This window comes from Pseudoalteromonas sp. SCSIO 43088, assembly GCF_023650795.1.
In the GTDB taxonomy this organism is placed as follows: domain Bacteria; phylum Pseudomonadota; class Gammaproteobacteria; order Enterobacterales; family Alteromonadaceae; genus Pseudoalteromonas; species Pseudoalteromonas shioyasakiensis.
The window spans coordinates 1,075,858-1,088,315 of the sequence record NZ_CP072675.1 but is presented as its reverse complement, the minus strand read 5'-3'; the positions used below and the strand labels follow the sequence as shown (position 1 = coordinate 1,088,315).

General features: G+C 36.8%; 10 protein-coding genes. 3 read left to right on the top strand and 7 right to left on the bottom strand.

The window, feature by feature from the left end:
• Positions 1–6: 6 nt before the first annotated feature.
• From J8Z28_RS04975 to J8Z28_RS04965, 3 genes are read right to left on the bottom strand one after another with little or no spacing between them, the layout of a single operon-like run.
• Positions 7–1,308, bottom strand: a complete 1,302-nt coding sequence (locus J8Z28_RS04975) for a restriction endonuclease subunit S (protein ID WP_250660004.1) — start codon at positions 1,306–1,308, stop codon at positions 7–9.
• 1 nt (position 1,309) lies between these two features.
• Positions 1,310–3,769 carry a type I restriction-modification system subunit M gene (locus J8Z28_RS04970; RefSeq protein WP_250660003.1) on the bottom strand — a complete coding sequence of 820 codons (2,460 nt, stop codon included), beginning with the start codon at positions 3,767–3,769 and terminating at the stop codon, positions 1,310–1,312.
• Between the two features lie 50 nt (positions 3,770–3,819).
• The gene (locus tag J8Z28_RS04965; RefSeq protein WP_250660002.1) at positions 3,820–4,686 is read right to left on the bottom strand and encodes a WYL domain-containing protein; all 867 of its coding nucleotides are present in this window, start codon (positions 4,684–4,686) and stop codon (positions 3,820–3,822) included.
• 373 nt (positions 4,687–5,059) lie between these two features.
• On the opposite strand from J8Z28_RS04965, the gene J8Z28_RS04960 reads away from it, so the two are divergent.
• From J8Z28_RS04960 to J8Z28_RS04950, 3 genes are read left to right on the top strand one after another with little or no spacing between them, the layout of a single operon-like run.
• Complete coding sequence (locus J8Z28_RS04960; protein WP_193521558.1) at positions 5,060–5,365, top strand: DUF6957 family protein; 306 nt, start codon at positions 5,060–5,062, stop codon at positions 5,363–5,365.
• A gap of 15 nt (positions 5,366–5,380) precedes the next feature.
• Entirely contained in the window at positions 5,381–5,701 is a 321-nt protein-coding gene (locus J8Z28_RS04955; RefSeq protein WP_193521559.1) for a hypothetical protein, read from the top strand.
• Between the two features lies 1 nt (position 5,702).
• Positions 5,703–6,263 (top strand): recombinase family protein, encoded by a 561-nt coding sequence (locus tag J8Z28_RS04950; protein WP_193521560.1) that lies wholly within the window; start codon positions 5,703–5,705, stop codon positions 6,261–6,263.
• A gap of 478 nt (positions 6,264–6,741) precedes the next feature.
• On the opposite strand, the gene J8Z28_RS04945 is transcribed toward J8Z28_RS04950, so the two are convergent.
• From J8Z28_RS04945 to J8Z28_RS04930, 4 genes are read right to left on the bottom strand one after another with little or no spacing between them, the layout of a single operon-like run.
• Entirely contained in the window at positions 6,742–7,575 is an 834-nt protein-coding gene (locus J8Z28_RS04945; protein WP_250660001.1) for a thymidylate synthase, read from the bottom strand.
• A complete protein-coding gene (locus tag J8Z28_RS04940) occupies positions 7,575–8,051 on the bottom strand; it encodes a hypothetical protein (protein ID WP_250660000.1) in 477 nt (158 codons plus the stop codon). The genes J8Z28_RS04945 and J8Z28_RS04940 overlap by 1 nt, the downstream gene beginning before the upstream one ends.
• A complete protein-coding gene (locus J8Z28_RS04935) occupies positions 8,051–10,114 on the bottom strand; it encodes a site-specific integrase (RefSeq protein ID WP_250659999.1) in 2,064 nt (687 codons plus the stop codon). Before J8Z28_RS04935 ends, J8Z28_RS04940 begins: the two co-directional genes overlap by 1 nt.
• A complete protein-coding gene (locus J8Z28_RS04930; RefSeq protein WP_250659998.1) occupies positions 10,114–12,447 on the bottom strand; it encodes a site-specific integrase in 2,334 nt (777 codons plus the stop codon). The genes J8Z28_RS04935 and J8Z28_RS04930 overlap by 1 nt, the downstream gene beginning before the upstream one ends.
• Positions 12,448–12,458: the final 11 nt, after the last annotated feature.

Sequence of the window (12,458 nt, the reverse complement as noted above, 5' to 3'; positions counted from 1 at the left end):
TCCCTGCTAAACCACACCCGGCACTTTGATTTTACCAGTCACAGCACTGTTGATTAGCGTGGTTTTGTATTCTTTGAGTTTTACAATTTGTTTCTCTAAATGTTGAATTCCTGAATCAATTTTAGCGTGTTGCTGCTCTATGTAAGATACAACTTCACACTGCGTTCTATAATCAGGTAAGGGAAAAAATAGTTCTGCAAAATCATTAAACCTAAAATCAGTAGATCTTTCCCTGATCCCTTTAGCTAATGATTCAATAAAGCCTCCTATAGCAAGGTTTCTCAAATATAAAGCATAATATTTACAGTTAACTGTGTCATGAGCTTGAGGTGTGCACACTGAGTAAACTGGTGATGATTTTCCATCAGAATCAGAAACTCCAATTGCACCAGCAAAAGCATCCATTGCATGAATTACCAAGTCTCCTTTTCTGATACCTTGATAACCATGTTCTTTTGAAGCAAACGTAAACCCTTCTGTTCTTCGGTTTGTGCGAAGTGTAACTTCTCCATCACGAAAGCAAGTTATTACATCATCTTGTTTTCTAACGGCTCTACTTTGCTTTTTAAATATGTATTTAGCTCTTCGAACATCCCAATGCTCTGGAATTTTTCCAATCCAATCGACTCCAGAGTCCTTCATTGGAACGTCAGGGGTTAAACCTTGAGTAACAGACTGTTGAATAACAATTTTTTTACGCTCCTTTAGCAACCCTGTTTGCTTTTCTTTAATGGCAATCGCTTCATCAATTTGTGCTGTTTTTTTATCAAGAAAGTTGGCTATGGTAGTTTGTTCGTCTATTGGAATAATAGGAAGGTCAACCATTCTAAAATTGTCGTATCTAAGAGCTTGACCATCTCGCACTAAATTAGAGGTGCTTTGTAACGCTTCTATATATCTTTGGCTCTTAAGTAAATACTTAAAAAAAGGCGCATGGATATTTTTAGAAGGAATCAAAGGCACATAGGCAGAACTAACACAGCCAACTTCTCCGCAGTATTCAATACCACCTTGAAAACTCCTCATACTGATTACAAAATCATTGGCTTCAACGTGTTTTAATATCTCAGGATTAAACTCAACTTGAGTTACTCTTCGGCCTTCAATCTCCATAAACTTTTCTTGAGATATCATTCCATACTTTTGGGATGCGGTTAGTTGCTTGTCTTCTTTCCTAGCCCTTTCTTTTCTTTGAGTAAACAACCACTGGCTTCTTTCTACTTCCCAATTCTCAGGTATTTTATCTAACCATCTGACACCAGAATCCTTATATGAATCATATCTTTGCATAGAAGCTAACTCAGCCATCTTACCCTCCTTGTACTTCAGCTAAACCCACACCCAAAATTTCGGCTATTAAGCCCTCAGCTTTTTGCTCTAAGTCGATAATATCGGTGGCAACTTCATCCATTGAACGCAATGGCTTATGTTGATAGAAGTACTTGTTAAAGCTGATCTCATAGCCAATTTTAGTGCTATCTAAATTAATCCAAGCCTCTGAAACATGAGGTTTTACTTCATCAAGGAAATATTGGTGAATTTCGCTGTTGTCTGTGTCTTTATCTTGCTGCTTTCTATTTTGAAGGTAAGTAAGTGGTACAGACTCAGCATCGCGCAATTCAGAGTTAGTTTCATAGGTAGTAAACTCTAGTTTTTTCCCTTCAACGGCATAATAACCAAAGTCGGCTAAGTCAGATGTTTCACAGCCTACGTGATGTAATAGCTCGTCAAGCTTATCTTGTTTAAATTTAACGACTTTCTTGACCACTTTTACGGCATTTTCATCGTACCAACTAACAGCATCTAAAATCGCTTTCTTCTCTGAAGCACTAAGTTTGATCTCTAACGTTTTTAGTTCGGCATCAACATCGGCTTTGAATTGGTTAAAGTCGTTGCCTTCATTAACAGAGCTTCCACTTAAGCCCTTACTTTCAAACGCAGCTTTTAATTGGTTGGCATTATTTAAAAGTTCTCTAAGTTTTTGCCACTGCTTGGAATCAAGCAGTTTGCTTTTTGCTTTGGCATTTAAGCTAATATCATTGTCTTCACACCACGCGACTACCTCTTTCTCTATGCTCTTTAAGAAGCCTGTTTCATAAACCTTTTCGCCATACTCGCTAAACAAGTATTCCATTGGTTCACGTAGTGATTTATCAAAACGCAGTGGGGCAATAAGCTCATCTTTAAATTGAGCGCACCGTCTATCTGGGCGTTCAATATTGACTTTGTAGTAACCGAAATCTTGGTTATCAAAAACCTTAGCTGCAACACCGACAGGATCATTGTTGTCGTTTAACTTACGCTCTACATTGGAAGCACTAAGGTATGTTTGCATAATCTCTGTAATATGCTCAGGCGCAAACTCACAATTCTTGTTACCTAGGTTTTTTCGCAATTTTTTAAAGAGTAGGCTGGAGTCTATAAGCTGAACTTTACCTTTGCGCTCTTCAGGTTTGTTATTACTAAGCAGCCAGATGTAAGTGGTGATACCCGTGTTATAGAATAGGTTGTTTGGTAGCTGCACAATGGCATCGAGCATATCGTTTTCAATGATGTATCTACGAATATTGCTTTCTCCAGAACCTGCATCACCTGTAAATAAGCTGGAGCCATTGTGAATAGAAGCGACACGAGACCCTAGAGGGCTAATATCTAGCGGCTTCATCTTACTTACAACCTCCATCAAAAATAGCAATTGCCCATCGCTTGAGCGAGGGATGGCATCAACTTTTGATTTATTTCCCCAATAATCCGATAGTTCCACAATAAAGCGCGGGTCTATAACGTCAGAACCATCTTTAATGTTCTTTAGTTCACTGGCCCAGCTTTTCCCATAAGGTGGATTTTGTGCAGAAAAATCAAAGGTTTTCCCTGCAAACTCATCAACTGAGAGCGTAGAGCCAACACGAATATTTTCTGGGTTATTGCCTTTGATCATCATGTCGGATTTACATATGGCGTAAGTCTCGTCATTGATTTCTTTACCAAATAGGTGAATATCGCGTTTTGTGCCTTCGATTGGGAACTTCTCTTCAATAAAGTTCTGCGCCTCGGTAAGCATACCGCCACTACCACACGCACTATCATAGATAGTTAATGGGTCAGGTAAATTACCTTTTAACGGGTCAAATAACAGGTGGATCATCAACTCAATTACTTCACGAGGTGTAAAATGCTCACCAGCCTCTTCATTGTTTTCTTCATTGAACTTACGGATCAACTCTTCAAAAACATAACCCATGCCTAGATTTGACAATGGCGGCAGTTTGTTACCATCAGGGTCTTCTTTATCGTGCGGGGTTAAGTTGATGTATGGCGATACAAACTTTTCAAGTACATCAAGCAACACATCTTTACCCGCCATGTGGCGGACTTGCGCTTTTAGGTTAAAGCACTCGACAATCTCTTTTACATTCGCACTGAAGCCATTTAGGTATTCTTCAAAGTTAGCCAACAATATCTGCTGGTTGTTTGTAGCCGTGCTGAATAGGCTTTTTAAAGTCCACTTTGAAGTGTTGTAAAACACATAACCTGTTTCAGCCGTTAATGGCGCTTCATCAAGCTCGGTAGCTTCCATTTCTTCTAGTTGAAACTTAACTTCCGCAAGCACGGCTTCTTTAGTTGGCTCAAGTAAAGTATCTAACCTACGAAGCACAACCATAGGCAAGATTACGTCACGGTATTTACCGCGCACGTATACGTCACGTAAGCAGTCATCTGCGATTGACCAAATGAAAGAGACTAATTTGTTATGTACGCTGTGATCCATTGTTATTCCTATAAAAAGCAATTCTTTCGCTTTGATTAAATCTTAAAATTCTATTTGTATCCGGGCGAGATTGTCATACTCGCCACGTTTTCTAATTCGTTTATATTGCTTAGCCAAAGGTGATACTCATCACCCACTAAGGAGGCATTTTTAGTACAATCTACATTCCACTGACGCATTAGGTAGCCAAGCAAAGCTTCTCTTACTTCTAACCGCAACACACCTTCAAGCATGTTGTAATCTAGCTCTATCGCTTTTTTATGCTTTATAGACGGGTGAACACTTAACTCAACATTGAGTATGTTGTTCCAACTCATGTCATTTGCTGCAAGTTGATTGTCACTTACTGCTTGAACAATTTCTGAAACGTTTTGTAATCGCGTGCAGACGAAATCACGAAACTCATTGGTTTTGCAATCAAATGCTCTTACGTGCCAACGTTGACCGTTATTCGCAATGGAATGTGGGACAATCTCTCTACTGCTTTCACCAGATGACAGAGAAACATAATCGCACCTGACTGCTTTTTTGTTATTGATTGCACGCATTAAAGTGGCGATCACTTCTGAATCAGGATGAATCAAACGAGTTGCATCAAAACAATGATTTGAAGGTTGTAAACCATTTGATAAGCCATCGCCAAAACCTCTGCAAAGGCTAGTTAAAACGGCTTCAGGGTTATGAGTAAATACAGGCCGAAATTCTTTTGTACGATAGTACTGTTTGTCTTCGTGTTTTAATTCAAGATTATTAGGTGCTAACTCTTTGTATAGAGTTAGATCTCTTGAGCATGATGCGAGGCCAGTTTTGAAATGATTGATCAGATCTGCACGCGCTATTTGCCCTACAAATTGCAAGCAAAAATCAATAAACGCAATACGCTCTCGTTGTGCGTAATTTAGCTTTTCTAAATTCATCTAGTTCATAAGTTATTTTTATGATTATTAATTATCAAAGTTACATTAATAGAAACGAATAAGCAATCATTTTGATAGCATCTTTTGTATAAGCCCTAAAGTTCTGGTGCAAAGCTCCACTAACTGCTACTCAATAATTATGCTCAAAATCAACATCCCTCTTATTTTCTAAATAAATTGAAATTTTTGTTTAAATTTTTAGCGCATTTAACTAACTGATTTTTAAATAAATAAAAATCACCATAGTGCTCATTGTGTACTATCTTATTGATTTTATTGCATTTTTCCAATTTTAAAACTGAAAAAACATATTATAATGGATTAAATGGTGTGGTGATTTTTTAATGAGATTTAAGAGAATTAGTTAAGAGTTATGCTTACGACAACGTTGTTCGATTGGGCCATTGTAGAACTGGTTGCAGAAGATAGCCCTCATCAAAAAAGACTATTTTTATGGGGGCTTGTTAGTAAAGACCTATTAGGAAGATTCCAAAATGGGGACTATGTATTCACATCTCTAATTACAGCTATTTATCCTGATTCACGACAAGTCATTACAAAAACGAATCACGTCTACAATCTTGTCGGACCGGGCCAACGCGTCAAAGCATCTGGTGATGAGCTAGAAATGCTCAGAAATGGCTACTCTCCGGGCGATATTGAATTAATCAAATCCTAGATATGAGGGAATAGAGTGAAACATATAATTAATACCGACCAAAAAATAGCAGAAACCTTAAATAACGGAAAAATACTAGTCTTAGACCAAGTGACTAGCCAATGGTTAATTTTTGAAGATGATGGCGAGGAAGTATATTGCAGTGACGATATTGTAGAGATCGAAAAAGAGCAATTTCAAACGCTTGAAAGCTTAGCGACAGATGGGGCAATTTATCGGAATAAATTTATCCTATCTAATAAGTTAATGCTTCTTAGTTATATGAGTTGGGCAGTCGCACAGCAAGTAACTGGCAGAAACCAAGTCGAATCTCAAATCACTAAATTTGAGGCATAAAATGGCATACATAGGCTTCGCTAGAGTTTCTACAAATCAACAAGATCTCACTCTTCAATTAGACACACTAAAATCAGCGGGGTGCGATCCTATTTTCCACGGAAAGCAGTCCGGTACATCAGATGAAAACAAAGCAAAGTTAACTGAGTTAATAAACTATGCTCGTAAAGGTGATGTCATTCTAGTCACAAAGTTAGATCGTCTTGGTAGGTCGCTAAAATCGGTTTTATCAACAATTGAATATATTCACCAGAAAGGTGCAACAATCAAAAGTCTTGATGGAGTCATAGATACAAGTAATCAAAGTCCTTTTGCAAAAGCTATGGTTAACCTGATTGGTACTTTCGCTCAATTAGAGCGTGATCTTATTGTTTCTCGAACAAGTGAAGGGCGCAATGCTGCAATGAAAGCTGGTACTCATTTCGGTAGACCTCAAATACTAAAAGAACAAGCACGAAATAGAATTAAAGCAGAGCTTTCCGAAAATTCAGCAAGTATTAATCAACTAGCGCAGCAATATAAAGTATCAAGAACAACTATCAGGCGTATTCGTGATGAATAACCTGTAATCAAACATAAATTGTCTAAATATAAAATAAGCTTTTACTTAAGTAGCCAACCTGAGGTCCCAAACATGGAAAAAGAGCAGCTAGCTAATTCGTCAACTAAGACTCCATCCGCGATTAAAATTGACAACCTCGACATCAATCGAGATTTAACGAGAACAGCGCTTTGTTTTGTAGGAGAAAAGAAACTTGCATGTCACTTAGATAAATCAAAAGATTTTAACAAGTGTAATAATTGCATCTACTATGTTCAGATCAAGTAACAAGTAACAAGTAACAAGTAACAAGTAATATTATCCAAGCCTTGCTTGGCAAGGCCCAAATTAACTACTGCCATTTTGAAGCAAATGGACAAAAGTATTAATATTTGTTCACCTTGTTTTAGGGATGAACATAAGTTTGATATTAGAGTTATGTTCATGGACAAAAGTAAAATCAAACTTTTGTCCATATTGGTTTCCAAATTTTAAGAATTTAAATCGCGACAGGCGCTTTAATATTTGGATGTGCGTCGTAACCGACAATTTCAAAATCTTCAAACTTGTAATCATAAATAGATTCTGGTTTTCTATTTATCTTAAGTTCGGGTAAAGATTTAGGCTCACGAGACATTTGCTCTTGAATTTGCTCCATGTGATTAGAGTAGGCATGTAAATCACCAAAGCTCACTATAACTTCACCCGGCTCAAGATCACATTGTTGGCAGAGCATATGAACGAGCAAAGACAGGCTAGCAATATTGTATGGAAGTCCCAAGAAAATATCTGAGCTTCTAATATACAATTGACCAGATAGCTTTCCGTTAGCTACATAGAATTGATAAAGCAAGTGACAAGGAGGTAATGCCATTTTGCCATTTTTTACGTTTTCATGAGGGCTGACGGTTTCATCAGGAAGATACTCAACATTCCATCCATGAAATAGTATTCTTCGGCTATTTGGGTTGTTTTTAAGTGTATCAACTACATAGTCAATTTGGTTTATTGTTCCGCCATCTTTTGTAGGCCATGCCGTCCATTGAGCACCATAGATTGGCCCTAATGAACCATCCTCTAAAGCCCACTCATCCCAAATTTTTACACCATTTTCATTTAACCAATTGTTGTTTGTATCACCATTCAAAAACCAAATTAACTCATTGGCAATACTTTTAAAGTGAAGTTTCTTGGTAGTCAGTAACGGAAATCCTTTTGAAAGATCATGCCTAATCTGGCGGCCAAAAACAGAAGTTGTTCCAGTCCCCGTTCGATCACCTTTTTTCGTGCCGTTTTCGAGTACATCTTTTAATAATTCTAAATATGCTTTCATTATTTTAAATCTCTTAGTAAATCTTTTAATTGTTCATTTTTAGCTTCAAGAGCCTTTATTGTTTCTTTCTGTTTGTTGAACTCTCGTTTGTAATAACTTGCATTATCAATCGATCTTTGTAGCTGTCTTTCAAAAGAATCCCTATCTTTTTTTGCTTTTACAAATTCAGAAAACCAATGAACAACTTCTTTTGCTAGTTTATCACGTTCTTCTGTAATAATTTCGAGTTCAGTTTGTTTTTGTTTTTTTTCTTCAAGAGCTTTTTTTTTCCTTTCTTCTTTAATTTCTTTTAGTCGTTTTTTGGGAAATCCTCTGTCTCTTACTGTATTTCTACCAATTCCCGACAATCGAGCAACTTCATTGATCGTAGCCTTCAATTTAGTGTTTTTACTTATTTCATTAAGGGCATCATTTAATTTACGGGTGTACTCATCATAATCGAGCTGATTTTTTTCATCATAGGCTTGTGTGCTCATCAATCTAGTGCCTCCCCTAAGTAAATTAAAACTTGTTTAGCTTCTTCAATTGCTTCAATAAGCTGGCTCTTTCTATCTTCATATCCATCTTTACTTAATAAGGACACATTTGACGCGTACACTTCTTTCCATTTAGGGATATTTGCTTTTCCCACTATGGCATTTTTACATCTAATTGGGTTACACCTGAGGGAGCCAATACAAGGGATACTTTTGTCATAATCCTCCATTCCACCAAAACAAAACCCAGTTCCAACATTAATCACCGCCATTCCCTGCTCTGCCATAGCATCAAAGATCTCATCCTTGGTATACCCTAGATCCATATAGCCTTGAAAAACTTTATTTAACCTAGCTTTGTGCTCTTGAGCTTTAGGACCAGCATAAACACCATCAGGATCCATAACCGTTTTAATTCGCTCAACTTCAGCGTCGCGTCTAATTGACTTATTCATCGACTTATTAGCTATTATGTTTTCCGCTATTTCACCGTAACCCAAAGTTGTTCCACTTGAACTTCCAAAACTTGTGTATTTACCAACGTCATCAACAACATGTTTCAACTGAAAAGAAATAAATGGCAGCCCAAGTTCAATTCGGTGCAGTTGATAGGCTAAGGAATGACGAAACATATAAGCATTGAATTTAATTGCCTTAGTTCGTTCTTTTCCTAAAACAACATTTAAGTAGTTATCAATAAAGTGCTTAATTCCCGCTGAACCCATACTAGTTGGAGTTTTATCTGGTGAAACTGTATCCATGTTGCTAAATAAAAAGTCGTTATTCTTTAAAGGTGAAATCAAGGAAGCAGCTTTAATAGCGTCCTTCATTATTGGTATTGCAACCCATTTATCGTCAAACAAGGTTAAATTTTCTAAATCATTTTTCTTAACATTTGAAACTAAGACGTCAAACCCTTCATGTTCAATCAAACAACTACTAATTCTAATTTCACTCAACTCCTCTGGTCGCATGCCAGTTAACTGAGCAGTTAAAAATGCCGAAGCGTAATAAACTTGGTTTATATATTTTCTAACATGATCAAAGTGTCGAATATTATGTTTGCCATTCATAATTTTTCGAATTTCTTCGTGATAATACAAAGTCCCAGATTGGTCACAAAACTCTTTGGGGATATGGCATTTAGAAGCAATAAAGCTTTGAGAGTAACCTTTGGACCATAATCTTAATAAAACGTAATCATTAAGAGTACTTTCATCAAAATCAAAGTTTAAGTCGAGTTTCTTATTAAAAGCGTAAAAGTGTTTTAATGCAGTTTTATCTTCAACTTCCTGAGACATTCGAGATAAAAAGTCAATCACTGTAAAAGTAGAATGAAGCATCAACTGTTCAAAGTCTTCGTTTTCAAAATATTGCTTTGCTTCTCTTCTTTTAATCTCACGAGCAGGCCATTCCAATGACTCAAAATCGATTTTAATGCTAGAGCCTAAAATATTTTTGGTATAAGGATGGTTCAAATAATTAAAAAACTGCCTCAGCTCTGTTCCCGCTGTAAATTCAAAACTTTTCGCTGTTTTCCTAAAGTCACTATCCAAAATATCTGTCAAACTTTGAAAGCGTTCTTCTACGAACTCTTGACCTAGAGAACTCAAATCTTCAAATACTTTATCGATGTACCTTAACCCAGCTCTAAATTGAGTTATCACCGTATTTGGCCTGATAGCAATTCGCTCTGCTCTCTTTTTCTTTTTCTTCCTAAAAGCCACAGGAATTAAAGTACACATATGCAGAAGGCACTTGATTTCTGTCATAACAAAATCAGGAATACAGGGATAATCATTAAAGTCAATTCGAAGCTTAGCCCCCTGAACTGATTTAGGAGGGTTAAGGTAGTCCTCATTATAATCCCAGACATGCTCATGAAACTGACTTTTCTTTGTGACTTTTAAATTTAATAAATTAGGTAACCAACTGACGGTAGCTGGCAATTCCATATCATTTTTAAGTTCGTTGAATTGTTCAATAATTGGAATCAAAACAGTTTTATTTTGAGCGAAGTTTTTAACTAATGTCACGCTTGCATCGATGTTGTAATTTTCCATTATGCTGTTACTCCATCTATGACTGCTGTTTCTTCAAATTGTGCAAGTTTCTCAGCTTTAAACAGAACTTCTGCATCAAAATCAGACTTCTTAGGGTTAAGAATCTCATCTAACAGACATAGATTTTCTTCAATTACATAACCATGTGGAGTATCCATAATTCGATTTCTTTGCATCAAGAGCATGTAATCTCTCTTCATTGCAAAAAGCATAGGCAGCTTATCGACGGTTATCATTACATTTTCACATGACAGGCATTTATTATACTGAGAGCAAGGACTTCCCTTCTTAAATCCTGACATTTTCTTAACAAAATCTGGTGGCGAGAATATATTTGAGCAGCCCCCAAGTGGGGTTGTGAAAATTACTTTATCCGGATTGTCTAAAAACTTATTAGACACTTCATCATCAGCTTTAACAAAAATACGATTATGGATCTTGCTAATTGCATCAGTTAACTTTTCCCTAGCTATGCGATTAAAGTCTAACTTGTCCAAATAATTCATTGTTGTTTCTATGTTTGAATGGCCCAGCATTAATTGGATTTCTCTAATACTTACACCTGCTTCCAATAATTCACTAACGAATGTTGGTCTAAATCGACTAATTGTAAATACTAATGGTTCCCCACTTTCAGACTTTAAATCATGTTTCACGACAAAATTAGAATAGATAGAAGTTGTTTGCCGCTTCAAATCGGAAAAAGATCTAATTTCTCCATGAGTTGTTTGCCCTGTACTCTTATATATGAACAACTTATCTTTAATATGCTCCGGAGCATCTTTGCGGATGCTCTCAGTTACTCTAATGACGTTCTCGAATAGTTCCTTTACTTCTTCGCTTTGCTTTTTTGATAACCACTGAAGCTTAGATTCAAAAAGGTCTAAATGGAGTTGCATACCTCCAGAGCTTCTCTCTTTCCAATATCTCAAACATGGTTTTTGTGTGGTTTCGTGGGCAATTACAAAATCATCTACGAACAGATCAAATAGAGGATCCGCATTCATTCCAGTAATTTGCGCTAAACGAAAAACAAATGGTGCGATCACATCCGCATCAATAATCGAAGGTACTCCCCAACTTCGATATACATCGTGCAACCCAATATCTAGCTTTCCGATTATTTTAAGAAAGCCTTTTTCTTCAGGCGTTTTAGCATCATTAAAAGAAGTCGGATTGCAATCCAATTTATTTTCAAACAAGTATCGTGCATTCTCAATTTTAGAAAAGCCCGGCTTGATGAAACCGTTTTCGTCTAAAGGGTATTCTCCATCACCTGATTTTTGATATGGCTCAAATAAAGTTATTGTTTCATCAATTGAGTTTTGAATAGCGTCAGTAATAGCCTGACGCTCACTTTTTAAATAAGGCTTATAAGTATCTGTAACACGACCGCTAGTTTTCATTTCGACGTCATAGAAACTGTGAAAATTGATGTCCTTGAGTTTTGTAGCGCGTTTCAGTAGCTGTCGAACCGAACTAACGATTGTTGGAGCGTTGCTAGGTGCAATGCTTCCGCCATGCATTTTAGGGATAACATAGTCTTGCTTAAATCTAACTAGTAAAAACTCACTTAAAATATCTTGAAGCGATGATTTGGGATCAATATCATTCTGCTCTAAAAATCTGCACAAGTGACTGTACGCTTCCTGCGGCTTCTTTTTACTTGAGGCTGATGCTGCTCCATTTCTAACTAAAGCGGCTAATTGCTTTAGCTGCACGAATGGTTCATCGGAACTATCAACTCCAACAAATTCTTTATATGAATTGAGTGACTTTGTCGCTAATTCGTCCCACCGTTGCACTGCTTCTTGTTGTTTGTTCCTATATTCTTGATCATAAAGAACATCTCTGTCCTTAACTGCACGGTAATTGCAATCAAGCCCTCCTAATTGTATTAGCTCAGCGTTCAACTCGTTACCAAGATCTGTAACAATTTGATACCCTTTACCTCCGCGCCAATTCTTAATATACGTCTTAAAGCGAATTGAATTTCCGAAAGTTTTAACACCAAGCTTTTCTTCTGTAGTTAGGTTATCCCACCAATACTTTGTTGTTCTTCGGACTTCCAGTGCTGACGCGATCTGCTCTTTTAAAATTACACCTTCTTCTTTAAGAATATTGTTCAATTTCTCAAGATAAGGGCTGTATGCATTACTTTTTGATGAAGCAATCTTAAGTCCAAGATTTCTGTTTAACTCAGCACAAGATGCGGCTGCTGAATATCCATTTTTCTTAGGGATATGAGAAACCGAAATACCCCAAGCATTATAGCGGTTCGTATCTATTTCATTTACGAAGTTTTCTAAAATTTTAACTTTTGGATTTTGCATTATTAACTCCT